Below are 25801 nucleotides of genomic sequence, written 5' to 3' on the forward strand. Positions count from 1 at the left end.
GCGAACAGAAAAAAACATTGAACAATGGTATAAGGATGACGGGAAGTGAAAGTGTTGGAAAAAACAAAACAGACAGAGAAAAGCCCTGCGCCGTGGCATGCTGTCCCGTGCGGGGATACAAAACCAATCTATATTTATTCAGCTTACAGTGAAGAAGAAAAAGAAAGATTTCCGTATTCAAACGGGCGGCTGATTGCCGCTGTATTTGACCTCAGCTCTTATTCGCAAAAAAGCAATGCCGCTTTGATGGCCGCTGCGCCTGAATTGCTGGAAGCGTCTAAAGCAGCTCTTGATTTTCTGAAGGGAAATGCTGTTCATTCAAAGGAGCGCATCATTCAGCTGTTAGAAAAAGCCGAAGCAAGCGCTGCACCGAAAAAGGGAGGAAAAGAAACATGATTCATCCTAAAAAACTGCTGCATATTGATTCCATCACGCTGGAGAGCCAACTGGAAGACGGAAAAATCCGTGTCATTATTGTGGACGGGATCAAGCAAGAAGCATGGATTGCAGAAGCGCCGGAGCATGGAAAAACGCTCGTTGAAACAAGAAAGGGCGACCTTGCCCGTGTGGAATTTGAAATCGGCTACAAATTAAATTAAAGCGAAAACAGAATACGTCCAAGACGGAAAGCCTGCGGACACTGATCAACTGCACAGCATTTGTGCGTTGATTGGTGTCCGTTTTTTATTTCCAAAAATGAGGAGGATCATAGAATGCAAGACTTACTATTTGAATATAAACGCACGCTCAAACAAACAAGAACACAATATAAACCGCTCGCTGAGGCAGATGAATCCGTGCTCTCAGCTGAAGAGCTGAAGGATAAAAAAATTATCAGAAATATAATTACTGATCTTGAATATGTAACAGAATGGCTTGAAAAAGGAAGACAGCCCGGCATCAGACGGGCGATTGACCGGCGTGATGCGTACCAGCGGCTTATGATTAAGGATCCGAGAATCATCGAATCATTTTCCAGCGCTATGATGTTTGAGCCGGACGGACAGGTATCAGAAGAAGACAGAGAGAGAATTCAAGCAGCATTAGCCCTGTTAACGGACAGAGAAAAAGAAATGTTTTTGCTGCACAAGGTAGAATGTTTTTCTTATGAACGGATCGCTGATCTTCTCGGCGTAAAAAAATCGACAGTGCAAACGACGATCAAACGGGCGATTGGAAAGATGCAAAGACAGCAGGAAGAATTGAATCGATCACTTGCATGAAAGCTTGTCATACGTTTGCCACCTATAAGTGAATAGAGCATGACACATAAGCGGCTGGGATAATCAGCCGCTTTTATGAATAAACAACCATGCTGGAGGTGGCGGTGATGCCGTAGCATGAAAACACAACAGCGCGAACAAGCATTAGCAATCTATCAACAACATCAAGGAAAGATCACAAATCGGGCGATCGCGGACACCATCGGCGTTTCCGCGAAAACAATCGGCGTCTGGAAAAAACAAGACAAATGGAAAGAGGCCCTGTTTTCTGCGTCCAAAAACGAACAAACACAGCGCCGGATAGACAACGATGAATTAAATGAACGCCAGCGGCTGTTTTGCCTGTATTACGTCAAAAGCTTCAATGCCACGCAGTCAGCAATCAAAGCGGGCTATTCTCCGGACAGCGCTCATGTGACGGGGAGCCGGCTCTTAAAAAATGAAAAGGTCGCTGCTGAAATCAGACGCATAAAAAAAGAAATGGTCAACGAGATGTTTATTGAAGCAATGGATGTGCTGCAGGTTTATATCAAGATCGCGTTTGCGGATATTACGGACTATGTGACCTTTGGAAAAAAAGAGGTCCAGGCTGTCGGGAAATCGGGTCCGCTGTTTGATGAAGATGATAATCCGATTATGAAGGAAATCAGCTTTGTCGATGTCAAAGACTCCGGGCTCGTTGACGGCACCATCGTGACGGAAGCAAAGCTTGGCAAAGAAGGCATTGCCATCAAGCTTGCAGATAAAATGAAGGCGCTTGAGAAGCTATCCTTATATTTTGATTTGTTTCCAGATCAATTTAAACAAAAAATTGAAAATGAGAAATTGAAGCTTGCCAAACAAAAAGCGGAGAAAACAGATGACAGCCAAGAGCCGATTGAAATCATGATCAAACGAAAAGAGCGCAAGTCATGATTGTAAAAGAAATCAACCCACATTTCGAAGATTACGTGTTCAATTGGGAGCAGACGTACCAGTTTCTCGTCGGCGGTTATGGATCATCCAAAAGCTATCATACCGCATTGAAAATCGTGTTAAAGCTGCTGAAGGAAAAACGGACGGCCCTTGTCATCCGCGAGGTGTTCGATACCCATCGGGATTCGACCTTCGCCTTGTTTCAAGAGGTGATTGAAGAGCTCGGTCTGACAAAAGCTGTGGCAGCCCTTTCTTCCCCGCTGCAGCTGCGATTTCACAATGGCAGCCGGATCATGTTCAAAGGAATGGACAATCCGGCAAAATTAAAATCGGTTCATAACATTTCATTAATATGGATTGAAGAGTGCTCAGAGGTGAAGTATGAAGGGTTCAAGGAATTAATCGGACGTCTTCGCCATCCTGAGCTGAAGCTTCATATGATCTGCACCACTAATCCCGTCGGCACCTCCAATTGGACGTACCGGCATTTTTTTCGAGATGAACGCAATAAACGGTTTGTGCTGGACGACAGCGAGCTTTACGAAAAGCGGACGATTGTGAAGGGTGATACGTATTACCACCATTCCACCGCTAACGACAATCTTTTTCTCCCGGAAAGCTATGTGAAACAGCTTGACGGACTCAAAGAGTATGATCCCGACCTGTACCGGGTTGCCCGCAAAGGACGATTCGGCGTCAACGGGATCAGGGTGCTGCCGCAGTTCGAGGTGCTCCCGCATGATCAAGTAAATGAATCTATCTCAGCCATCAGCAAGCCGATTTTTCGTACAGGCATGGATTTTGGATTCGAGGAATCCTATAATGCCGTCGTCCGGCTTGCTGTCGATCCTGAAAAAAAATATCTCTACATTTATTGGGAGTATTATCAAAACAAAATGACAGATGACAGGACGGCTGAGGAGCTTCGTGAGTTTATCGATACACAGGAATTGATCAAAGCCGACTCGGCTGAGCCGAAAAGCATCCAATATTTCCGCCAGCAGGGCTTTCGGATGGTTGGAGCCAGAAAATTTCCCGGCTCGAGGCTTCAATATACCAAAAAGGTAAAACGGTTCAAAAAAATCTTCTGTTCGGACCGCTGTGAAAATGTCATCTATGAGCTCAAAACGCTGACGTATGCTAAAGATAAAAATGGGGCTCTGATAGAGGATGAATTCACGATTGACCCGCATACGCTTTCTGCCATTTGGTATGCACTTGATGATTATGAGGTTGCTGATATGAAAGAGACAGCACACAAACGAATCCGGCCGAACCGAGAAAGGAGGAGGTCATAAATCATGCACAATCAAACAGTCAGAGCAACTGTATTTAAAGCCAATGCCGCCGCTCCTCAGACAAAGCAAATCTATGAAGATGACTTTTCTGAGCTGTACGGTGAGGACATTATCGCTCCTCCCTATAATATCCTCGAGCTCAAAACCATTGCCGAATACTCGACCATTCTGCAGCAATGCATTGATGCGTACAGAGTGAATATTACGGGTTTTGGCTTCGATGTTGAGTACACATTTGATGTCAACGCGAGTGATGTCGATCAGGCAAAAAAGAAAAGAGCGGAAAAAGACTGGGCCAGACTCGAAGCCTTTTATAAATGTCTTCACTTTGATGAATCAGCTGAAATGATTTTAGGCTATGCCATCGAAGACAGAGAAAAAACAGGCAACGGCTTTATGGAAGTGCTTCGCGACGGGGCGGGAAAACCGGCCGGCATCGAATATTTAGATGTGAAATATATGCGTGTATGCGGAGCCGGTGAGCCTGTTGAGGTCTCATTTATATATGAAGAAAACGGGAAAATGAAAAGGATCAAAAGGCAAAAACGCTTCCGAAAATATGTGCAGATGATCAATGGAAAGAAAGTATTTTTTAAAGAATACGGCGATCCGCGAAAAATGGATATGCGCACTGGTGAATATGTAAACACATTGGCAGAGAAGCATCAAGCGAATGAAGCCATTCATCTCAAAATCGGAAGCGGTGTATACGGTGTGCCCCGCTGGATCGGCAATATTGTGAATTTATACGGAGCCCGAAAAGCAGAAGAACTCAATTTTATGTATTTTAAGCAGGGGCGCCACGTCCCCGCTGCGATTACAGTGGAAAACGGGATGCTGTCAGAAGCTTCTTACCGGGAGCTGCAGGAATACATGAATGATCTTGAAGGCGTTGAAAACGCCCATAAATTTCTCCTGATCGAAGCCGAAGGAATCGCAAAAGAAAAGGATCTCCACGGAGGCGAGGATATTACGCCGGTTTCCGTGGAAATCAAATCCTTGGCCGAAATTCTGCAAAACGACGCCTTGTTTCTTGAATACGATGAAAAAAGCAGAAATAAGCTGCGCTCGGCGTTCCGCCTCCCGCCGCTGTATACAGGCGAGGCCCAGGAATACAACCGGGCGACAGCGGATACGGCGAGAAAAATTACGGAGGAGCAGGTCTTTCAGCCGGAGCGAAAAACGCTCGTGAATAAACTGAATACGCTGCTTTTGCCGGAGCTGAATATCCATGACGTCAGGCTGACATTAAAAGGACCGGACTTTCGTGATCCGCTTGAGATTGCGAAGGTGCTCGGTCCTTTTATTACAGCCGGAGCAGTCTCGCCTAATGATTTACGCGACCTTGCCGGACGGGTGCTTGGCAAAACACTGGAGGAGTGGCCTGAGGACATTTATAAACGGCCTGCAGGACAGGATGCGGAAAAGACAAACCTGACTGCGCTCATGCAGGAGCTGAAAGAAAGCATCGAAAATATCAAAACGTCCTGAAGGGAGGTGAATCAAGCAGGTGGCGCGCGAATTAAAGAATGCCAAAATCAGCTTTGTCAGTTATGTGGACAAGGCGGCTAACCAGACTGAATTTTTCTTTACGAAGTCAGCCGGGCCTCCGTCATTTGAAAAAAAGGTTCGGCTGTTTACAAAAAGTGAGCAGGATGAACAAAAGCTCGTGTACGGAATCGTGTATGAGCCTGATGTTCCTGATGCCCACGGTGATTTTATGACCGCCGAGGAAATTGAAAAAGCGGCGCACGGTTTTCTCGCTGAAGCACGGGAGATTGATATTAATCACAGCTTTGAGGGCGGAACCGGCGTCGTGGTCGAGTCCTATGTGGCGCCCGATGATTTTATGATCGGGTCAAAGCGGATTACAAAGGGCTCATGGGTGCTCGTGACAAGAGCGTCAGACGAGGTGTGGGAACAGATCAAGGCTGGAATCATCACCGGCTACAGCATGGCGGGCACTGCAGATGTGTATGAGGAAGAACTGGTTGAAAAAGCGGGATTCCTCAGTGTATTCAAGCAAATGCTTGCTGACAAAACAGGGAAGGAGACTGAAGAAATGAGAAAAGAAGACATGAAAGAATCATTCGAGCATGCGCTTTACCCTCTGCTCAAACGGCTTGAGCGGATTGAAAAAAACACAGACACGGAGGAAAAGCCAGAGCAGACGGGTGATGACGAGCGTCTGAAAAAGCTCGTTGAAGACATGCTTGCCCCGCTGATCGAGCGCATCGAGGCGTTGGAAAAAGCGCGTGGCGCGTCTAAGCAGACAGCGGACGATACGGGCGGCAATACAGAGCAAGTCAAAAAATCAATCTGGAGCGGACTTCTGTAAAACCAGTCAAGGAGGAGGAAATCAATTGAGAAATCAAGAGATCATTCGGAAAGCGGAAATGTCGCTTTCTGCTTTAAAAAGCGGCGGGCTTATGAACCCTGCGCAAGCATCGGCTTTTATCCGCATGGTGCAAAACACGCCGACCATCTTTAGTGAATCCCGTGTGATTCAAATGGAAAACGACTCGCAAAAATTTGAGAAAATCGGCTTCGGCCAGCGTATTCTGCGGGCTGCGCAAGAAGGAAAAGCATTGTCAAACGACGAGCTGACAGTTCCAACGACAAGCACGGTCCAGCTAAACACGAAGGAAGTCATTGCGGAAATTAACATTACGTATGACACACTCGAAAACAACATTGAAAAAGACGGCCTGCAGCAGACAATCATGCAAATTTTAGCAGAGCGCGCAGCCGTTGATATCGAGGAGCTGATTGTAAACGGCGATACAGCATCAGCTGATCCATATCTGGCACAGCTGGACGGCATCCGCAAACAGGCGGTTTCCCATATCGTTGACATGAACGGTGAAGAACTGTCCAGAGCGACATTCAAAAAAGGCTTAAAAGCAGTTCCGCCGAAATATTTGCGCATCCCTCAGGAATTCAGATTCTATACGTCACATGGCTTAGAAGTTGAATGGAAGGACCGCGTGGCGGACCGCCAGACAAACCTTGGGGACCAGGCTGTTCAGGGCGGCTTGTCAACGGCATTCGGCGTGCCGGTCAAAGGGGTATCCAATATTCAGCCGTACACAGTCGGTGAAGGAGACGCGCAATATGACGCTTCTGATATCATTCTCACACATCCGAAAAATATCATTCTCGGCTTCTCCCGCAATATCCGAATTGAAGTCGACAAAGACATCCGCTCCCGTAAATTCATTATTGTCTTAACGGCCAAGCTCGACAGCAAGTTCGAGGAAGAGGATGCCTGCGCGAAATTAATTAACGTAAAAGAATAATAGAAACGGGGTGGCCAGCTCATGCTCATTGAACCGACTGACGTAGCCTCCTATTCGGTCTATGATCAGGTGAAGAACAGGCCTGAAGAACTGCTGGCGCAGGATATCATCGAGGCGGAGGCAGAAGCGGCTCTCATCACGGGCCACTGCTTTGAAGACAGCGTTTATGACCCGCTGCCCGACAAGGCGAAATTGGCTTTGCTGAAGCTTGCCCAGTATTTTGCGCTTGTAAATAGTGATGAATCTGCATCATCAAGCTATCAGTCTGAAAAAATGGGGGATTATTCCTACACGGTTTCCGGAGAAGGCGGCATTCAGCGGCCTGAGGTGTATCATTTGCTCGAAGAGTTTATCACGCCGGGCTACGTCCCTGAATCCTCCAGACTGAAGGTGAGGTCTTTATGAGCTATCAGCAGATGCTCATTCATCGCTGTGACATTTATCATGAAGCAGCGCAAGCGCCGTCTGCTGGCCGATTTGGGATTCCGGCAGACAGACTGCAGCCGGTGACTTCATATCCGGAGACACCCGATGAACAAGATGTCGCTTGTTATTTTACCGAAAAAACGCAGCAGCTGGTTCAGGAGGAGCCGGATCAAACTGTATATCACAGCTTTCTCGTCCATTTTCCGTTGTCAGCGGATATCCGCGTAAACGATAAAATCATTTGGGAGAATCATCAATATATACTAAAGCTGCCGAAAAGAATTAGACATCATCATTGGGAAGTCATCGCAGTCAGGGATGAAAGCCTATGAAAATAGCGGGATTGAAACAGCTAAACGCGGCATTAATAGAAGCGGCTTCGGGCGGCTTTTCCCGACAGGCGACCCGGTGGCTTGAGGAGTGCGGGCAAGATTTTCTGGAGATCGTCCAATCTGAGCTCATCAGCACACAAACGGTTAATACAGAAAAACTGTTCCGCTCGTTCGAAAGAGGCACAAAGGACAATCTCTGGATTGCGCAAAGCGGCGGTCTTTCGCTTGAGGTGGGTACACAGCTTGATTACGCCTCATTTCTGAATGACGGCCATTGGACGTCAAAACAAGATGTGAGATGGGTGCCGGGACGTTTTCAAGGTTCGCAGTTTATTTATGATCCCGCGGCTTCAACGGGAATGGCGCTCAAGAGAAAATGGATCCCGGGCACGGGCTACTGGGATCATGCGCTGCTTTTATATGAACAGTTGTTTGAAAAATCGCTGGAAAGCAAACTGCGCCAGTGGCTGAAGAAGCTGTAAAGGAGGAGCAGGATGAACAGTGAAACAGGATCGATCATGGCATTTTTGTACAGCCAGTGGTCTGTTCCCATTTATGAACGCGAGCTTCCTGATCACTTTCAGGTGCCGTCGTTATACGTCCCATCGCCATCTGTTTTCGAAGAAACAGATACGGTCTCCACATTTAAAAAAACCTACAGTCTCAATGTGAAGCTGTTTCATCATGACTCCGTTCAGGCGCTGGATGAAGCGGACAGGCTCGCGGATGCCATCAGAGAAGCGAGAAACATGGTTCCGCTGCTCAGTGAATCCGGCGAGAAGACGGGGGATATGGTTCGCGTTACCCGAATTGAGACAAGGGTAGGAGACAGGGGCGAGGCGGTCATGGTGATCAAGTGGAGCAGCCGATATTATTATCACAAAACAGAACAGCCTGTCTTACAGGATATCGACATGAACAGCGGGGTGAAATAAGCGGTGGCAAAGAATAAACAACAGAAGAAGGCTGTACATACGGAGAGCAGGGAAGCTCTTTTTGATACAGCGGATTTGATTAAGCACGCGAAGGAACTGTTCGGCGTTAAGCCGGATATTCTTCAGGGGGCTTTATTTGGCGTGGATCAACCACGTATGACGAAATCAGAAGCCAATCAATTGATTCAAACATTTCTAACCAAGGAGGTCATGTCATCATGAATGGCGGAACATTTACAACAGGCAAAGAAAAAGAACGTGCAGGCATTTATTTTAACTTTAAAACGACGGCACAGGAGCGGGTATCACTCAGTGAACGGGGAACAGTCGCACTTCCGGTCGCATCAAGCTGGGGCGAAGCGAAAACGTTCGTCTCCATTTCAAGCGTTGAAGACCTAAACAAAAAAGTGGGTCTCAGCATTGATGACCCGTCTTTATTGCTGCTGCGTGAAGCGAAGAAAAATGCGAAAACGGTATTGATGTACCGTCTAACCGAAGGCGTCCGAGCGTCTGCTGATATTGCTGAAGGCGTTAAAGCGACTGCGGTATATGGCGGAACAAAAGGTAATGATATTATCATCCGTATCAATCAAAATGTGCTGGATGCTGATTCTTTCGACGTGACAACATATATGGACGAATCAGAGGTTGACAAACAGACCGTCAAAAAGGCTGAAGAATTAAAAGCTAACGGCTATGTCACTTTTACTGGAACAGGCGATCTTTCTTCGACGATTCCTCTCACTGGATCAGAAGGAGACACTGCAGCTGAAGCGCTGAAAGCATCCGCGGGTATTCGTTTATCCGGAGGTACGGATAAAGCCCCTGTCAACTCCGACTATACAGATTTCTTAGCCGCGGCTGAAACAGAGAGCTTTGATGTGATTGCGCTGCCTGTTGCGGAGGGGGACCAGCTAAAGGCGACATTTGCTGCTTTCATTAAACGCCTGCGCGACGGCCAAGGACAAAAAGTACAAGGCGTCACAGCCAATTATGCCGGTGACTACGAAGGCATCATCAACGTAACAGAAGGTGTCCTGCTGGAAGATGGCACGGAAGTTACACCGGACAAAGCAACAGCTTGGGTAGCTGGAGCGAGTGCAGGAGCAACCTTTAATCAATCACTTACATTTGTAGAGTACGAAGGCGCCGTTGATGTGTTACACCGCCTTGACCACGACACGATTGTTGAACGTCTGGGCAAAGGCGAATTTTTATTCACATTCGACGCCCGCGATAAATCCGTCAGTGTAGAAAAGGATATTAACTCACTCGTGACGTTCACAGCTGAGAAAAACAAGAAATTTGCGAAAAACAAAATCGTTCGTGTCCTGGATGCTGTGAATAATGATTTAACACGCGAGCTGAAAGCCTTAATTAAATCAAGAAAAGGCAGCGGGAGCGATATCCCGGCGTCTGAAGACGGCCTTCAGTATGTAAAAACGATGATCACGCAATACATGACAACGCTTCAGGATGCGGGCGGCATCACTGGCTTTAATTCCGATGAAGATATCACAATTTCAATGAATGAAGACCGTGACGGCTTCTTGATTGACCTGGCTGTACAGCCTGTCGACGCAGCAGAAAAATTCTACTTTAATGTGGAGGTAAACTAATATGGCATTAAAAGCACAAAACACAATCTCAGGAAAAGAAGGCCGCTTATTTCTCGATGGTGAGGAAATGGCGCACATCAAAACATTTGAAGCAAACGTTGAGAAAAACAAGTCTGAAGTCAACATTATGGGCCGCCGCATGACAGGCCATAAAACAACAGGGGCAAATGGAACAGGGACCGCGACGTTCTACAAAGTCACATCGAAATTCGTGCTATTGATGATGGACTATGTCAAAAAAGGCAGCGACCCTTATTTCACACTCCAAGCCGTGCTGGATGATCAATCCTCCGGCCGGGGCACAGAGCGAGTTACGCTGTACGACGTCAACTTTGACTCTGCCAAAATCGCAAGCCTTGATGTCGATTCAGAAGCGTTAGAGGAAGAAGTTCCATTTACCTTCGAAGACTTCGACGTGCCTGAAAAGCTTTCTGACACGTTTTAATTAAAACTGAAATAACCAGCAGACCTTTCTCAGAAAGGTCTGTTTTTCATGATGAAATCAATCAAAAGACAAGGGAGTTTTTTACATGAGCGAGAAGAACGAAAACGTATATGATCTTTCCTTTTTTATGCCGGGAAAAACAATTGAAGCTGAAGAAATCAAAGTGCCGATCTCAAAGCGTTTTGTTGATAAAAAAGGGAACATCGTGCCATTTATTTTTAAAGCGATCACAACGGAGCGTATTGATGAATTAGAGAAAGAAACAACAACGTATAAAAACGTTAAAGGCAGAGGCCGTGTTAAAGATTTAGACAGCCAGCGCTTTTATGCCCGAATCGCAGTTGAATCAACCGTTTACCCTGACTTCCGTTCAAAAGATCTTCGAGAAGCTTACAAAACGGCTGACCCGGTAGAAGTTGCGAAACGCGTCCTCTCAGTTGGAGGCGAATACGCGAACTGGTTAAACAAAGCGATTGAGATTAATGGATTTGAAGATGAATTAGAGGATCTGGAAGAAGAAGCAAAAAACTAATCAAGGATGGGCATAAAGAAGCCGTGTATCTCTACTATGCGATGCACGAGCTTCACTATTCCCCATCAGATTTATTAGCGCTTTATGAAGCGCCGCGCAATTTTAAGGCGCTGTTGTATGGACTGATTGGCTATAAGCTTGATCTTCTTGAAAAACAAGCAAAGAAAGGAGGGGCATCGTAATTGGCAAAGCTGACAGCAAGATTTGACTTGGAAGACCGGGTAAGCAAAAAGCTAAGAAAGATACAAAATGGATTTAGAGCGCTTGAAAAGTATAGAAAAATGACGCAGCGAAATAGAGCTATCGATATACGAAAAGAAAGCAAAACTGTGTTAAGGACAATTGACCGCATACAAAAATCATTAAAGAAAAAGCTTGGCGCCCAAATGATTTCCATTTCAGCTGAGGATAACGCCAGCACTGTCATTCAGAAGGTTCAAACTCAATTGCAGGGATTGCCGGCATCGGTATCTATTAAAATTGGCGCCAGTGACCAAGCAACAGAAAAATTTGAACGACTAAGAGAGCTCGTTGCGGGATTTAAAGGATTTACGATAATGCTGAGTGCAGAAGACCAAATTTCGCCGGCTGTTCAAAAAATACAGCGTTATATGGAAAATGCACTTCAAAATGGCTACTCTGTTACAATACGCGTGATTGATCACGTCATGAAAACAGTCGGTCGCATTTCAGCCGGTATTGATGCCTTAACAGGAAAAGACAACAAATTGGAGCTGGCTATTAATGACAAGGTGTCAGATAAGCTGGATTCCTTGCAGAAAAGAATTGATAGTATGGGAAGCTCAGGTTCACCGGATAAAGCAGCTTCTTCAGCCGGAGGAAATGCCGGTGATATTGCAAGCATGTTTGATCCGGAAACGATTTTGACAGCACTGGACAAATTTGCTGCATCATTCATGGAAAAAGTGGATGAAATCGCCACAAAATTCAGCCCGGAAACAATCCTAACAGAGCTGGATAAATTTACAACATCGTTCATGAATAAGGTGGATGAAATCGCCACAAAATTCAGCCCGGAAACAATTCTAACAGAGCTGGATAAGTTCACAACATCATTTATGAGTAAAGTGGATGCGATTGCGACAAAATTCAGTCCAGAGACGATTCTGACACAGCTTGACAAGTTCACAACATCATTTATGAGCAGGGTGGATGCAATTGCGACAAAGTTTAGTCCAGAAACAATTCTGGCACAGTTGGACAAGTTCACAACATCGTTCATGAGCAAGGTGGATGCGATTGCGACAAAATTCAGTCCAGAGACGATTCTGACACAGCTTGACAAGTTCACAACATCATTTATGAGCAGGGTGGATGCAATTGCGACAAAGTTTAGTCCAGAAACAATTCTGGCACAGTTGGACAAGTTCACAACATCGTTCATGAGCAAGGTGGATGCAATTGCGACAAAGTTCAGTCCAGAAACGATTCTGGCTCAGCTGGATAAGTTCACCACATCATTTATGAGCAAAGTGGATGCAATCGCAACGAAGTTCAGCCCAGAGACAATTCTGGCACAGCTTGACAAGTTCACAACATCGTTCATGAGTAAGGTGGATGCAATCGCAACGAAGTTCAGTCCGGAGACAATTCTGTCCCAGCTGGATAAGTTCACAACATCATTTATGGGCAAAGTGGATGCGATTGCGACAAAGTTCAGCCCGGAAACGATTCTAAAACAGCTGGATAAGTTTACAGGCTCATTTATGAAGAAAGTAGATGAAATCGCAAGTAAATTCAGTCCTGAAGCCATTTTTAAACAATTGGATAAGTTTACAGGCTCATTTATGAAAAAAGTAGACGAAGTCGCAAGTAAATTCAGCCCAGAAGCTATTTTTAAGCAGCTGGACAAATTTACAGATTCCTTCATGAAAAAAGTAGATGATATCGTAAGCAAATTCAGCCCGGAAACCATTTTTAACGAGCTTGACAAGTTTACAGATTCCTTTATGAAAAAAGTGGACGATGTCGTAAGTAAATTCAGCCCGGAAACCATTTTTAACGAGCTTGACAAGTTTACAGATTCCTTTATGAAAAAAGTGGATGATGTCGTGAGCAAATTCAGTCCAGACGCCATTATTAATAAAGCGGAAGACTTTGTAACAAATATTGTTGATAAAATCTCAGAAAAATTTAATTTCCTGAATCCGGATAAAATCGCCAATAAAGCAGAAAAGTTTTTTGATAATATTGTCTCGAAAATCGCAAAGAAATTTGAGAAATTCAGCCCTGATAAAATTATTGAAAAAGTGGGAGAGTTTTTTGAAAAAATTATAAAAGGCATTGCTGAAAAACTAGGGAACCTAGATTTTGGGGGACTGCTTGGCGGCAAATCCAGCGGAAGCAAAGGCAAACAAAAAGCCTCAAAAGCCAATACAAATAACTCAACTTCAAGCAACTCAAACCGCACTAAAAAACCTTCTATGAACCAAAAAGCGTCAGGTTCTAAATCGAAGAAGTCAGGCGGCAAATGGGGCGGGGCTTGCGGATGCTGCTGTGCCGGAATCAGTACAGGCAAAAGCAAAAAAGTTAAAAATAGAAACGGTTCATCTAACAAAGGCAATAAATCAAATCCTGTGAGTACGCCTAAATCTACAAAAGCAGCTAAAGGCGGATCAGGCAAAGGTTTTTCAGGCCTTCTGAAAACATTGGGAGAATCAAAAGGTTTGAAGGGCGGACTGAAGGGCTTAAAAGGAGCCGCAAAAGGAATACCAGGATTAGGCGAAATATTGTCTCTTACAGACCTAGCCGGAATCAATAAGGATAATGCCGGTGAAAAGGTAGGTTCAGCCGGCGGAGGTTTAGCCGGAGCCGCTGCAGGAGCGGCTATTGGAAGCGTTGTGCCTGGAGTCGGAACCGCTATTGGCGGAGTTGTAGGAGGAATTGCCGGCACTTTCGGCGGTGAAAGTTTAGGTAAGGCAATTGATGCCGGCGCTCTAGAAGATACATGGAACAGCATCACAGAGGGTGCGCAAAATGCCTGGTCAGCCATTCAGGATACTTGGGGAACTGTATCAACATGGTTTATGGATAATGTCTGGACGCCAGTGTCAACCGCAGTTGTGGGTGTAGCAACAAGCATATGGTCCAACATCGTGAATGCTTGGACTACGATCCAAACGATATTCAGTACTGTATCAACATGGTTTATGGACAATGTCTGGACGCCGGTTTCATCAGCAGTTGTAGGTGTAGCAACAGCAATATGGTCTAAAATCGTAAATGCATGGACGACAATTAAAAATGTGTTCAGTACAGTTGCTTCATGGTTTATGAGTAATGTGTGGGGGCCAGTCAAATCTGCTGTAATAGGAGCGGCAACTACAATCTGGGATAAAATGACTGGTGCTTGGAATAAAATTAAGAGTGTTTTCAGTACGGTATCGGGATGGTTCATGGATACAGTTTGGAACCCTGTCAAAAATACAGTCTCAGATGTAGGCAAGGGAATTTCTGATGCTTTCAAAAAAGCGATAGACACAGTCAAGAACATTTGGAAGGGTCTGAGCGGCTGGTTTAAAAAGAATATTCAAGAACCTCTTACAAAGGTTGGAGAAGCCATTTCAGATGCTTTTTCTAAAGCGTTCGGCTGGGTGAAGCAAATCTGGGATAAAGCTGGCGGCGTAGCTAGTAAAGTGATTAATTTTGTAACCGGCGGCGGAGATCCGAATAAAGGGAAGGATCCGGATAAAAAGGCCACAGGCGGCTACATCACCAAACCAACCATCTCGTGGATCGGTGAAGCCGGCAAGGAATTCGTTATCCCGGTCGATAACAACCGAGGCCGAGGGAAGATGCTTCTTTCACAAGCGGCGTCTAAGCTGGGTATGCAAGTCGTAGACGACATGGGCGCCGCTTCGTCTTCCGGTGGAAGTCCGGTATCTGTTTCAGGAGGAGCAGCTGCCAGTCCGTTATCAGGATCTGCCTCTCCAGCAATGGACACTGCAAATCTTACAGGCCAAGCATCCACACTCGGACAGCAATTTTCAGAAGGCTTTGACAAGGGAATAAGCAACCAACCTGTCAAAATGGAAGACTGGAAAAAGAAAAACATCAATACGCCATTTACACAAATGATATCTGCTTCACCAAATTACGGTAAACAAATGGTAAGCGGGTATGCCAAGGGCCAAAACGGTACAGCAACCGGCACAGACGGCTTTTTGCAATCAAAAGTTAAAACGCCGTACCAAGCCACTGTGAACAAATCGTCTTCATGGGGCACAGGAACGGTCAAAGGCTTTGCACAAGGACAAAACTCAACCCAAACAGGAACTGCACAGTATGTGAGTACACATGTTGACAAACCGTTCCTGCGGTCAAAAGACACATCGAACAGCTGGGGCTCCGGTTTGATCGGAAACTTTGTGACAGGCATGAATGCTAAATCCAGTGAAGTGAAACAAGCTGCAAAGGATATGGCAAAGAGAGTGGAGCAGGCTTTCCGTGAGGAGCTAGATATCCATTCGCCTTCCCGCGTTATGATGAGCTTGGGGCGTTTTGCTTCAATTGGTGTTGTCAAAGGCCTTGGCTCAGTAGATGTAAAGAAATATGCTGAAAAACAAGCTGGATCACTGGCGGCTGCCTATTCCGGAATGGGCACGATGAGCGGGGACGTAAAACAGTGGATTATGGCTGCTCTCATGGCTACAAAGACACCAATAAGCTGGCTGCCGGGACTCATGACGATTGCGCAGCATGAATCCGGAGGCAACCCGAATGCAATCAACCTATGGGACAGCAACGCTAAAGCGGGGCATCCGTCACAAGGGCTGATGCAGACCATACCAAGTACCTTTAATGACCATAAAGCACCGGGTATGGGTAACATTAAAAACCCGATTCACAACGCTGCTGCCGCAATCGGCTACATCAAAAGCAGATACGGCTCTATTGACAATGTACCTGGTATTAGAAGCATGAAGCATGGAGGTCCTTATGTCGGTTATGCCAACGGCGGACTGATTACAAAAGAACAAATAGCCCGTGTCGGTGAAGGAAACAAGCGGGAATGGATCATCCCAGAGGAACGGGGCATACGCGGTCGCTACCTTCTTCAGAGAGCGGCACAGGCTCTTGGTATGGAAGTGACAGATCCGTCTCAATCCCAGCAGTCTGAGCTTTCTTCAGGACAAGTTTCAGCTGTTACATCCGGTAAACGGCAAACGATACAAACAGCCGGAACGAAAGAAATAAAGATTGAGTTTAACGGCGATCAGCATTTTCATAATGATCAGGACGCTGATAGCTTGGTAGCAAAAATCAAGCAGGCATTGCTTGATGAATTACAAAAAGACATTAACACTGGAACAAAGGGGGTCGTGGCTTTTGACTAAGTCTGTCTATGAATTTTGGATATCACAGGGAAAAGAAAAGCTGCGATTCCCTGTTCTTCCTGAAGCGATTGATATAGCGAATAGTGTACAAAATGACTCAGTAAAGATAACAGGACTGGGTGAACTAACGTTTATTGAAGAACCCGGAGCGAAAGAAATTTCATTTTCTTCTTTTTTTCCAAAAAAGTATACGCCGATAGCTGAATATCAAAATCTCCCGTCTCCGGAAAATGCCATTGCGAAAATTGAAAAATGGATGAAGGCTAAAAAGCCTGTTCAATTTTTAATTACGGGAACTAAAATCAATATGGCATGCAGCATTGAAAGCCTTAAATATAGTGAAGGAGACAAAGAGATAGGGGATAGGGATTTTGATATTGTACTAAAAGAATACAAAACCGCTTCCCCCCGAAAAATCAAGCGGAAGAAAAAAACGAAGGCAAAACGCCCGTCGAAGGCTTCCCCGAAAACCTACACAGTGAAAAAGGGAGACACGCTGTGGGACATTGCCGGCAGATTTTACGGGAACAGCACGCAATGGCGCAAAATTTGGAACGCCAATAAAACAGCAATGATCAAACGAAGCAAACGGAACATCAGGCAGCCGGGCCACTGGATATTTCCCGGCCAAAAGTTAAAGATACCGCAATGAAACAGGTGATGTATAATGATAGAACTGTTCGTCATTAAAGACACAGAGTGGCTTGAGCTGGTGGCAGAAAGCGTATCGCTTGAAGGCCATCGTTATCAGGCGCCGCGCTCCATTGAAGCGACCATCGTCACCAAACAGGGCGACCAAACGTATTACAGTGTCTCAGAAGGAGATACGGTCTTGTTTAAATGGAAGGGAAAAGAGCTTTTTCGGGGCATTGTTTTTGCAAGAACCCCGGACGAGCATACGCTTGCCTTCAGCGCATATGATATGCTTCAGTACCTGGTCAAAAACCAGGATATGTACGTGTTTTCCAATCAGCGGGCCGACCAGATCATCAGAAGGATTGCCAATGATTTTCAGATACCGACAACCTCGATCGCGAACACAGGCCATACGATCAAAAGTCTTGTCATTAAAAATGATACGACATTGTATGACATCATATTAAAAGCGCTGAAACAGACGAAAAGCCAGACAGGGCGACATTACCAGCTGTATTCGGAAAAAGGAAAGCTCGGCCTGCGCGCGTGGCCAGATCCGTCAGAGGTATGGGTGCTTGAAACGGGTGTCAATATTACGGGTTACCAATACAGCACTTCTATAAACGACACTGCTACTCGGGTGGTGCTTCGCCGGCAGAAGGACAATAAAACATATAAAGCCTCTGCCAAGGACAGTTCAGGCTTAAATAAATACGGTGTGCTTCAATATACAGAAACGGTCACAGATGACATCAACCAGGCACAGCTTCAGCAGCGGGCAGATGTACGCCTAGCTGAAAAAAAGGGCGTGAAAAAAGAACTGAAAAATATTCAGGCAGTGGGCATCCCGGAAGTGCAGAGCGGCTTGCCCGTCTATATTTCTATTCCGGAGGCCGGCATCAAGAAAACCTATTGGGTAGATACGGACCGGCATGAATTTAAAGGAACGAAACATACGATGACAATCGATGTTGTCGAAAAGAATACGATGCCAGAAGGAGTATCCTGATGAGATTAAGTGAGGCTATAAAACATTTGGCTGTTGGCGCAGTTGATGCTGAGTCTCCGGTGGAACTGCTCCCGGCTGAGGTCGTTTCGATTTCTCCTGTGGAAATCAAATTAAAAGAAAACAGCAAACTGATCATACCGGAAGACGCCATCATTATCCCAAAACGGATGCAGTCCGGAGGAGACGATGCACTTGAGCCGGGGGATCGCGTCATGACCGCGGCTCTGACTGGCGGTCAAACGTTTTTTATTTTAGACAAACTATAGACAAATCGCTTCGATCGAAGCGGTTTTTTATTTAGCTTGTAAAAAGGAGTGGGCATCATGGCCCTGACACCAGAAGTAGAGTTTGAGGATTTTGAAGATGAGAGCGAAGTCATTGAAACCTCGCAAACGTACAAAATAGATTTTGAAAATGGAAGAATTACGAATGAGCTGATTACCGGGCTTGAAGCGATCAGGCAATTCGTCTATATCGCCTTACAGACAGAACGCTACGCGTATTCCGTATACAGCCATAATGTCGGAAATGAGCTTCAGGACGTGCTGACAGATCATGAGACGACTGATGCCTATAAAAAGATGGAGATCCCGAGACTGATAGAAGAAGCGCTGGTTTATGATGACCGGATATCGGCTGTAACAGATTTTGAGATTGAAAAACAAGGCGACGCGTTTCATGTGTCCTTCGTGGTGGAGACGGATGAAGGAACGCTTGAGATTGAGGAGGTGATTGGCGAAGATGTTTGAAGATCAGACTTTTGAAGCGATTATGGAGCGTATGCTGAACAGCATTTCCGCAGATATTGACACAAGAGAAGGCAGCGTCATTTATAATGCGTTAGCCCCGGCAGCAGCCGAGCTTGCGAAGTCTTATATATGGCTGGATACTGTGCTTGAGCTAGTTTTTTCTGATACCGCGCAAGGCGAATTTTTAGACAGGCGTGCAGCGGAAGCGGGAATTGAACGGACAGCCGCCACAAAGGCGGTCAGAGCGGGAGAGTTTACATCTGGAGTTACTATTCCTGTCGGCTCCCGCTTTTACGTGGATAATCTTTATTTTCAATATACGGCAGACGGGACGCTCATCTGTGAAACACCTGGTGAAGCGGGAAATGCCAATCTGACTGGACGCAATTTACTATCATTGGATACCATTCCCGGTTTAGAAACGGCCATTGTCAAAGAAATCCTAATTCCGGGACGCGAGGAAGAAGGAGATGACAGCCTGCGGGAACGGTATTTTACAAGGGTTCGTCGGGAGGCTGTCAGTGCCAATAAAATGCATTATAAGGAGTGGGCTGAAGAAGTGGACGGTGTGGGGAAGGCAAAGATCTTCCCGCTTTGGAACGGTGACGGCACGGTTAAAATTGTCGTCACGAATGCGAATCTTGAGCCCGCTTCTCCTATTTTAATTCAAAAAGTGAAAGATTATATCGACCCTGAACCAGGGCAGGGAGAGGGACAGGCGCCAATCGGAGCCGTAGTCACAGTGGAAAGCGCGGTCTGGAAGGAAGTTGAGATTTCTGCCGAGGTGCTGCCAGAGATCAATCACTCAATTGATGAAGTGAAGTCAGAAATTGAGGAAGGCGTTTTAAATCTCTTTAAGAAAATGGCGTTTGAAGACAACGTCATCCGTCTTTCTCAAATTAACAATATTGTCTATAATTCGCCGTCAGTCAGTGACTACTCCAATATTCAAATCAACGGCACGTCTGAAAATCTGGTGCTGAGCGACGTGGAAATTCCTAAGCTTGGGCAGGTGAAGATTATTGAGCAAAAAAGATGACATGAGAGCTTATCTGCCGCCGTTTCTCACCAGCCTTAAAGAAATGGCTGAGCTGCTGAAAGCGGAAGCGCCTGAGTTTGATAAACAGAATAACAGCATATTTGATCTGACGGATCAGCTATTCGTGCCGACGGCGACATGGGGGCTCAGTCGCTGGGAAAAGATTTTAAACGTCCCGCGTGAATCAGGCGACACAGATGAGATCAGACGATTGCGGCTCATTTCCAAAATGTCGAACATCCCGCCAATCACTTACAAGGCCATTGAGCAGGCGGTAAATCGTTTCTTGAAAAACCCGTCTGCACAGGTCCGTCTGCTCCCCGGTGAATACCGCTTTAACGTGGATATCAATGTTGATGACCTTCAGCACATGAATGAGCTGATCGAAGCGATAGAAAACATGAAGCCTGCTCATTTGGCGTATACGCTCAGAGGCGGATTAAACGAGACGCTACACATCAAAGACACAGTCATCCTGAATCACCGCAGATACCGAACAGCCAGTGAGCTGAAGGTCGGTTATTCTGTCACCCTTAACAACAATGAGGTGGTTTTAACTTGATTTCAACCATATACAGAGAACGTACAGCGGCAGATCTGAAAAGCAGAATTGATCACGTGCTGCTCAACGGCCAAAAAACAGAAATAGTAGAACTCACCATTGACGGAGCGACAGTCACCGTCCTGACAAAGCGTGAGGAAGACATTAAGCATATCGAAACGGTCCAAATTTTTGACGAGCAGGGCAATGTGATCACAGAGAGAAAGACTGACCTGGACGTCAGCGAAAACAGAACACTCGATTTCAGATTTACTTTTGAGGTGGTGTAAACATGGCATACGAAGAAAAAACAGACTGGCTTCCGGACGACCCCATCAACGAAGACGACGTCAACCGCTGGGAAAAAGGCATAAAAGACGCCCACACAGACCTGGCCGCTCACAAAAACGACATGAACAACCCCCACAACACAACAAAGGCGCAAATCGGGCTGGGGAACGTGGACAATGTGCAGCAGGCGGCTAAGAAGGATTTTGACAAGCATATTTCAGATGAAACCATACACATTTCATCCAGTGAGAGAACAAAGTGGAACAACGCACAATTAACTAAGTTAACTGATGAAAAAGGAAAATATCTAGCAAGCATCCAAAACGGTCTGGATTTTCACAAGGTTGTGGAAGAATTGGATCAAACCTTTTTCTTTTATACTGATAAGACGGGAATCAATACCCCACCGTTTGCCACTAGAGGATTGTATATTGGCTACAAATCTGATGGAGAAGCTTTGGCAATGGATTATGAAGGAGGTACATGGCGAAAAACCCTCAATGATTCCGACTGGACTGATTGGGTTCAATTAGAAACTTCAGAAGGCGCTCAATTTAAGGTGAGGAGCCATGAAGAAAAAACTGAAATACATGTAAATAAAAGTGATAAAGACAAATGGAATTCGGGACAGTTATTTAAAGTAACTGCCGATAACGGGACACAAAAGATTAACCTGTCATCTGGGTCTTTTTATGATTCGCTCAAAGATGTTGGGACTGTTACTTTCTATGGAACGAACGCGGTCACAGATAACCCGTCAAACACAAGTCTTCGTGGTATGCAATTGGTCGGTCAGCTAGGAATAGGCATTGGGTATGCTGTGGATGTGAGAGGTAACGCTTGGTGGTTTTTCTATAACGCTAACGATAGTGCGATCAATTGGTATCAAATTGAGTCTACAACGGATGCGCAGTCAAAGATAGATGAACATGCCAATAAAACAGATATCCATGTAACACAATCTGATAAAGACAAATGGAATAATGCACAATTATATAAATTAACTGATACTCAAGGCTGCCGAACTAAAATCCCAGATGGAACTGACTTATTAACGCTGCCATCTGGCTTTTATTATGCATTAGGGAATGTCATAATAAACAATCCTGTTTCAGGAGATGGATCATGGTATAACTATGATGTAATCGAAACAGGGAGTGGCGGGCGAAAAACAATTTTGGCCTCTAAAAGTTATGACGGAACCTATTGGACGGCAACGATCCATACAGACGGCGTGTTTAAAGGTTGGAATAAGATCGAGACTGAGGCAAGTGCTCAAACCAAAGCAGATAAAGCGCTGGCTGATGCTAAAAACTATGTTGACACAAATTATACAAATCAAAAGTTAACTGTACTTACAGGCTCTAGTGCAATTCAAGACGCAAGAACTGGAGGGAATGAATATCCTCCGGGGTTAACACTAATGGATATTGGTCAAGGAAATACTACAGGTTATCCACTTGGTTATGGAATCGTCAAAAATGAGAAATATCATGATTATAGATTTACTCAATATTTTTATGGGACTGGAAATGAATCAGGTAATTATTTTGATAATACTGGTACATGGATACGGCACTGGTGGAGCGGATCCGGCTGGACGGCTTGGCAGAAAATTTCTGGATTTGCTCACGCAAATATAGGAACTACAGGCATACAGTATTTGGATAAAAAAAACCATACAAAAATTCTATTTAACCGCAAAAGAAAAGATAGTCACAATGCTTTTGATACAAAAAATAGTAGATTTGTTGCTCCTAATGATGGAATGTTTTTAGTGGGAGTTGGGCTGTATATGATAAATACACCGGCATACATCAATTTTCATCTGAAACTATATCTAAATGGATCATTGTATAAACCAATTGACCATTTGAGAGGGGACTTTAATGATAAGGAAAGTGAAATGAACCTTGACTTAAATGGTACTGTAACCGTTCCTATGAACAAAGGTGATTATATAGAGATCTATTGCTATTGCAATTATAGCGGTGATGATAGAAGAGGTGTATCCGATTATAACGAGCTATACAACTATATAGATATTCAAGAACTTGGAGGGCTTAACTATCCTACAGTATAAGAACAGGAGGAAAAACGATGATCGCAGAAGCAATATTGTATAAATATCCCAGTGCAGATCCAACAAAAGATTTTATCGTTCAAAATGACGGGAATGGATCTTATATAGCTGAGTGGAACCTGCGCGCCCCCATCCCAACGCAAAAAGAACTCGAATCCTGGTGGGAGGAGCTGCAAAAAAACCCGCCGTACGAGCCGCCTGATCAGGTGGAGCTCCTCGCTCAGGAGTTGTCGCAGGAGAAGCTGGCGCGCAAGCAGCTTGAAGAGTTGAACAAAACGTTGGGAAGCGAGCTGGCAGATATAAAGCTTTCCGTACTTTCTTTGAAAGGAGATCATGCTGAATGAATTATTGGGTGCTTGCCCTCTATTATGAGTGGGCGACAACGGAAATGGTGAAACAGGCCTTAGCATATAAAGACTGTTCAATTGAGGATCTGGCAGAAGGTGTGAACAAAAAGCTGATCACAGCTGATCAGTATAAAGAAATTACCGGTAAAGCCATGTAAAGGCTTTTTTATTTTGCCTTTTTTTAAATCAAAGGAGGATGAAAATGGTGAAGTATCAATATGAATTTCCTCTCGATAAGACTGGAAAAGCCGGAGCTGTAAAGCCCTATCGAGGAGGAAAAAATGATTTTGTGACACCTGTTTCGAATTTGTCGGGTGTAGCGGAGGTTTTAACAAATGCTTCCTTAAAGGCAACTGAGGCATACAGTCAGCTCGGGCAGGACAGGCTTGGCGCAGTTCTGATTTCGAAAGTGAAGGGCTGGGCGTATGCAGATCGTGAAGGTACGCTCTTTATAGAAGAAAGTGACAACAACAATGTTTGGACGACGACAGCATCCGTTAATGTCGCAGCAGGTGTCCTGACAGCGACGGACTGGGTATACCTTTCTAAACGCTATTACCGCTTCCGCTATGTGAACGGGAATCTTCAGCAATCAGAGTTTGTATTATACCAATCAGTCGGTGCTGGTGAGATGGATGTGCGTGTCAAAGGAAATACGCCTTTGCAGATTGACTTTCAGGAGAATCAAATACACGATGGACGGTTGAAAGTGGAGTCTCGCAAAACATTTGACTTTGTCTTTCATGAAAATGCAGAGTCCGCCGGCGAGGGTGCTGCTTTACCTGTTGACGGTGCCGGGCATTTACTCGTTGAAGTATACGGCACAGCGGAAATGAGCGAAGTCAAATTTTGGGGAAAATCGGTGTCAGGACAGAAACTACCGATCAGAGGCGTGAAAACTGATGATGCCAGCTCTGCATTGAGTACATTAGGAAAAGCTGAGGCGTGGGCCTTTGATATTAAAGGGTTTAAGGAGATCATCATGGAGATCGTCAGTATCACCGGCGGTACTCTTTCGGTAAAAGGGACCGCTGTTTCATAACAGTTTTGGCCCTCGGAAGGGAGGTGATCTGCATGTGAAGGAGGAGTAAGTAATGCAGCAAGAGGCAGATGTGAATGTGTTTCAGCAGGATTTAGCAGACATGAAAGGCGAGCACAAAGCACTTGAGCAGAGGGTTTCCGCATTAGAACGCGTGTCTGACCGTCAAGACCAGCAAATCATGACGCTGAACGAAAAATTAAACAAAATTGAAGAAAACACAACGTGGATCAAACGCACCATCACAGGTGCCATCATTACAGCAGTGTCTACAGGCATCATTGGCGGAGCCATCGCCATTATGTACAGCCTGCTGCAGCATTAAAGGGGGATTTTTATGAACACGTTTGACAAAGGCACGGTCATCAGGACGGTGCTTCTTTTAATTGCTTTAATCAACCAGACCATGTTGATGCTCGGCAAATCACCATTGGACATTCAGGAGGAGCAGGTCAATCAGCTTGCTGACGCTCTTTATTCAGCCGGTTCCATTGCCTTTACAATTGGAACGACACTTGCCGCTTGGTTTAAAAACAACTATGTAACAGAAAAAGGGAAAAAGCAGCGTGACTTGTTAAGAGACAATAATCTGACGAAATAAGGAGAGATGAAAATGGTTAACATTATCCAAGACTTTATTCCGGTCGGCGCAAATAACCGTCCAGGCTACGCAATGACGCCGCTTTACATTACGGTGCACAATACAGCGAATACTGCAGTAGGGGCGGATGCTGCGGCCCATGCCCGCTATTTGAAAAATCCTGATACGACGACAAGCTGGCATTTTACAGTTGATGATACAGAAATTTATCAGCATCTGCCTTTGAATGAAAACGGCTGGCATGCGGGAGACGGAAATGGCAGCGGCAACCGGGCTTCTATCGGTATTGAAATTTGCGAAAATGCTGATGGAGATTTTGCAAAAGCAACAGCAAATGCCCAGTGGCTCATCAAAACATTAATGGCTGAACATAATATCAGTCTTGCCAATGTCGTCCCTCACAAGTATTGGTCAGGGAAGGAATGTCCGCGAAAATTGTTAGATACGTGGGATTCGTTCAAAGCAGGAATTGGGGGAGGCGGCAGCCAAACTTACGTCGTGAAACAAGGTGACACACTCACATCGATAGCGAAAGCATTCGGTGTTACGGTTGCTCAGCTGCAAGAGTGGAACAATATCGAAGACCCGAATCTTATTCGGGTTGGTCAAGTATTAATTGTAAGTGCGCCATCGTTCGCAGAAGAACCAGAGCTCTATCCGCTCCCTGATGGTATCATTCAATTGACAACACCTTATACCTCAGGAGAACACGTCTTTCAGGTGCAACGAGCACTTGCGGCTCTGTATTTTTACCCTGATAAAGGAGCTGTCAACAACGGAATTGACGGCATTTACGGCCCGAAAACAGCTGACGCAGTCGCACGTTTTCAGTCTGTTAACGGTCTGACTGCTGACGGTATTTACGGGCCTGCGACGAAAGCCAAGATCGCAGCGCAATTAAGCTGATCACAGACCATAAAAATCCCGGAGCTGGTTCCGGGATTTATTTTTTCTTCTTCAACTTTTTTAAAATTCCTGCACTGCGCTCCCTCACCCGAAGCGAGTATCCGGAAAGCCCAAACTTACCGTAATCAACAAACTTCACACGCCTCACCAATTTTTTCACTGTATCACCTGACATTATC

The 25801-nt window shown here is 45.3% G+C and carries 33 protein-coding genes; 32 read left to right on the forward strand and 1 reads right to left on the reverse strand.

The window, feature by feature from the left end; all coding sequences use genetic code 11:
* The first annotated feature begins 45 nt into the window (after window positions 1-45).
* The 32 genes from MY9_RS06955 (at window position 46) to MY9_RS07110 (ending at window position 25622) form a co-directional block, all read left to right on the forward strand.
* On the forward strand, window positions 46-396 hold the full coding sequence (locus MY9_RS06955) for a hypothetical protein (RefSeq protein ID WP_014663639.1): 351 nt from the start codon (window positions 46-48) through the stop codon (window positions 394-396).
* Window positions 393-599 carry a phage-like element PBSX protein XtrA gene (gene xtrA, locus MY9_RS06960; RefSeq protein ID WP_014663640.1) on the forward strand — a complete coding sequence of 69 codons (207 nt, stop codon included), beginning with the start codon at window positions 393-395 and terminating at the stop codon, window positions 597-599. Before MY9_RS06955 ends, xtrA begins: the two co-directional genes overlap by 4 nt.
* 114 nt (window positions 600-713) lie before the next feature.
* Complete coding sequence (locus MY9_RS06965) at window positions 714-1223, forward strand: sigma-70 family RNA polymerase sigma factor (protein WP_014663641.1); 510 nt, start codon at window positions 714-716, stop codon at window positions 1221-1223.
* A 117-nt stretch (window positions 1224-1340) separates the two neighbouring features.
* Window positions 1341-2138: a phage terminase small subunit gene (xtmA, locus tag MY9_RS06970; RefSeq protein ID WP_014663642.1), complete on the forward strand. Its 798-nt coding sequence runs from the start codon at window positions 1341-1343 to the stop codon at window positions 2136-2138.
* On the forward strand, window positions 2135-3436 hold the full coding sequence (locus MY9_RS06975; RefSeq protein WP_014663643.1) for a PBSX family phage terminase large subunit: 1302 nt from the start codon (window positions 2135-2137) through the stop codon (window positions 3434-3436). The genes xtmA and MY9_RS06975 overlap by 4 nt, the downstream gene beginning before the upstream one ends.
* 3 nt (window positions 3437-3439) lie before the next feature.
* Window positions 3440-4927 (forward strand): phage portal protein, encoded by a 1488-nt coding sequence (locus MY9_RS06980; RefSeq protein ID WP_014663644.1) that lies wholly within the window; start codon window positions 3440-3442, stop codon window positions 4925-4927.
* A 19-nt stretch (window positions 4928-4946) separates the two neighbouring features.
* Window positions 4947-5774, forward strand: coding sequence for an XkdF-like putative serine protease domain-containing protein (locus MY9_RS06985; RefSeq protein ID WP_014663645.1), 828 nt, complete (start codon window positions 4947-4949; stop codon window positions 5772-5774).
* A 25-nt stretch (window positions 5775-5799) separates the two neighbouring features.
* Window positions 5800-6735 (forward strand): phage major capsid protein, encoded by a 936-nt coding sequence (locus MY9_RS06990; protein ID WP_003232690.1) that lies wholly within the window; start codon window positions 5800-5802, stop codon window positions 6733-6735.
* A gap of 21 nt (window positions 6736-6756) precedes the next feature.
* A complete protein-coding gene (gene yqbG / locus MY9_RS06995; RefSeq protein WP_014663646.1) occupies window positions 6757-7140 on the forward strand; it encodes a protein YqbG in 384 nt (127 codons plus the stop codon).
* Window positions 7137-7493, forward strand: a complete 357-nt coding sequence (locus MY9_RS07000; protein ID WP_014663647.1) for a YqbH/XkdH family protein — start codon at window positions 7137-7139, stop codon at window positions 7491-7493. Before yqbG ends, MY9_RS07000 begins: the two co-directional genes overlap by 4 nt.
* Window positions 7490-7975, forward strand: coding sequence for an HK97 gp10 family phage protein (locus MY9_RS07005; protein ID WP_014663648.1), 486 nt, complete (start codon window positions 7490-7492; stop codon window positions 7973-7975). The genes MY9_RS07000 and MY9_RS07005 overlap by 4 nt, the downstream gene beginning before the upstream one ends.
* Window positions 7976-7987: 12 nt before the next feature.
* On the forward strand, window positions 7988-8428 hold the full coding sequence (locus MY9_RS07010; RefSeq protein ID WP_014663649.1) for a phage tail terminator family protein: 441 nt from the start codon (window positions 7988-7990) through the stop codon (window positions 8426-8428).
* Between the two features lie 3 nt (window positions 8429-8431).
* Window positions 8432-8650 carry a hypothetical protein gene (locus MY9_RS07015; RefSeq protein ID WP_014663650.1) on the forward strand — a complete coding sequence of 73 codons (219 nt, stop codon included), beginning with the start codon at window positions 8432-8434 and terminating at the stop codon, window positions 8648-8650.
* Window positions 8647-10047, forward strand: a complete 1401-nt coding sequence (locus MY9_RS07020; RefSeq protein WP_014663651.1) for a phage tail sheath family protein — start codon at window positions 8647-8649, stop codon at window positions 10045-10047. The genes MY9_RS07015 and MY9_RS07020 overlap by 4 nt, the downstream gene beginning before the upstream one ends.
* Window position 10048: 1 nt before the next feature.
* Window positions 10049-10492, forward strand: a complete 444-nt coding sequence (locus MY9_RS07025) for a phage tail tube protein (RefSeq protein ID WP_003232677.1) — start codon at window positions 10049-10051, stop codon at window positions 10490-10492.
* A gap of 85 nt (window positions 10493-10577) precedes the next feature.
* Window positions 10578-11024 carry a phage tail assembly chaperone gene (locus MY9_RS07030; RefSeq protein ID WP_014663652.1) on the forward strand — a complete coding sequence of 149 codons (447 nt, stop codon included), beginning with the start codon at window positions 10578-10580 and terminating at the stop codon, window positions 11022-11024.
* Between the two features lie 41 nt (window positions 11025-11065).
* Window positions 11066-11206 carry a hypothetical protein gene (locus MY9_RS07035; RefSeq protein ID WP_003220596.1) on the forward strand — a complete coding sequence of 47 codons (141 nt, stop codon included), beginning with the start codon at window positions 11066-11068 and terminating at the stop codon, window positions 11204-11206.
* Window positions 11207-12589: 1383 nt separating this feature from the next.
* Window positions 12590-16381 carry a transglycosylase SLT domain-containing protein gene (locus tag MY9_RS07040; RefSeq protein WP_443110886.1) on the forward strand — a complete coding sequence of 1264 codons (3792 nt, stop codon included), beginning with the start codon at window positions 12590-12592 and terminating at the stop codon, window positions 16379-16381.
* Window positions 16374-17033 (forward strand): LysM peptidoglycan-binding domain-containing protein, encoded by a 660-nt coding sequence (locus tag MY9_RS07045; RefSeq protein ID WP_014663654.1) that lies wholly within the window; start codon window positions 16374-16376, stop codon window positions 17031-17033. The genes MY9_RS07040 and MY9_RS07045 overlap by 8 nt, the downstream gene beginning before the upstream one ends.
* Before the next feature lie 15 nt (window positions 17034-17048).
* Entirely contained in the window at window positions 17049-18026 is a 978-nt protein-coding gene (locus MY9_RS07050; RefSeq protein ID WP_014663655.1) for an XkdQ/YqbQ family protein, read from the forward strand.
* Window positions 18026-18292, forward strand: a complete 267-nt coding sequence (locus tag MY9_RS07055; RefSeq protein ID WP_014663656.1) for a DUF2577 family protein — start codon at window positions 18026-18028, stop codon at window positions 18290-18292. Before MY9_RS07050 ends, MY9_RS07055 begins: the two co-directional genes overlap by 1 nt.
* Window positions 18293-18349: 57 nt before the next feature.
* Window positions 18350-18775 (forward strand): DUF2634 domain-containing protein, encoded by a 426-nt coding sequence (locus tag MY9_RS07060; RefSeq protein ID WP_014663657.1) that lies wholly within the window; start codon window positions 18350-18352, stop codon window positions 18773-18775.
* Window positions 18768-19814, forward strand: coding sequence for a baseplate J/gp47 family protein (locus MY9_RS07065; protein ID WP_014663658.1), 1047 nt, complete (start codon window positions 18768-18770; stop codon window positions 19812-19814). Before MY9_RS07060 ends, MY9_RS07065 begins: the two co-directional genes overlap by 8 nt.
* On the forward strand, window positions 19798-20376 hold the full coding sequence (locus MY9_RS07070; RefSeq protein ID WP_014663659.1) for a YmfQ family protein: 579 nt from the start codon (window positions 19798-19800) through the stop codon (window positions 20374-20376). Before MY9_RS07065 ends, MY9_RS07070 begins: the two co-directional genes overlap by 17 nt.
* Window positions 20373-20645, forward strand: a complete 273-nt coding sequence (locus MY9_RS07075; RefSeq protein ID WP_014663660.1) for a hypothetical protein — start codon at window positions 20373-20375, stop codon at window positions 20643-20645. The genes MY9_RS07070 and MY9_RS07075 overlap by 4 nt, the downstream gene beginning before the upstream one ends.
* A gap of 2 nt (window positions 20646-20647) precedes the next feature.
* On the forward strand, window positions 20648-22729 hold the full coding sequence (locus MY9_RS07080) for a hypothetical protein (protein ID WP_014663661.1): 2082 nt from the start codon (window positions 20648-20650) through the stop codon (window positions 22727-22729).
* A 17-nt stretch (window positions 22730-22746) separates the two neighbouring features.
* Entirely contained in the window at window positions 22747-23073 is a 327-nt protein-coding gene (locus tag MY9_RS07085; RefSeq protein WP_014663662.1) for an XkdW family protein, read from the forward strand.
* Window positions 23070-23234, forward strand: coding sequence for an XkdX family protein (locus tag MY9_RS07090; protein ID WP_014663663.1), 165 nt, complete (start codon window positions 23070-23072; stop codon window positions 23232-23234). Before MY9_RS07085 ends, MY9_RS07090 begins: the two co-directional genes overlap by 4 nt.
* A 44-nt stretch (window positions 23235-23278) precedes the next feature.
* A complete protein-coding gene (xepA, locus tag MY9_RS07095; RefSeq protein ID WP_014663664.1) occupies window positions 23279-24118 on the forward strand; it encodes a phage-like element PBSX protein XepA in 840 nt (279 codons plus the stop codon).
* 52 nt (window positions 24119-24170) lie between these two features.
* Entirely contained in the window at window positions 24171-24440 is a 270-nt protein-coding gene (locus MY9_RS07100; RefSeq protein WP_003232655.1) for a hemolysin XhlA family protein, read from the forward strand.
* Between the two features lie 12 nt (window positions 24441-24452).
* Window positions 24453-24716 (forward strand): phage holin, encoded by a 264-nt coding sequence (locus tag MY9_RS07105; protein ID WP_003232653.1) that lies wholly within the window; start codon window positions 24453-24455, stop codon window positions 24714-24716.
* 12 nt (window positions 24717-24728) lie between these two features.
* Window positions 24729-25622 carry an N-acetylmuramoyl-L-alanine amidase gene (locus tag MY9_RS07110; protein WP_014663665.1) on the forward strand — a complete coding sequence of 298 codons (894 nt, stop codon included), beginning with the start codon at window positions 24729-24731 and terminating at the stop codon, window positions 25620-25622.
* Between the two features lie 37 nt (window positions 25623-25659).
* Here MY9_RS07110 and spoIISC read toward each other — a convergent pair whose 3' ends face one another.
* The gene (gene spoIISC, locus MY9_RS21530) at window positions 25660-25797 is read right to left on the reverse strand and encodes a three component toxin-antitoxin-antitoxin system antitoxin SpoIISC (protein ID WP_136654612.1); all 138 of its coding nucleotides are present in this window, start codon (window positions 25795-25797) and stop codon (window positions 25660-25662) included.
* Between the last annotated feature and the right edge of the window lie 4 nt (window positions 25798-25801).

The sequence above is a fragment of the Bacillus sp. JS genome (assembly GCF_000259365.1).
Lineage (GTDB): Bacteria > Bacillota > Bacilli > Bacillales > Bacillaceae > Bacillus > Bacillus stercoris.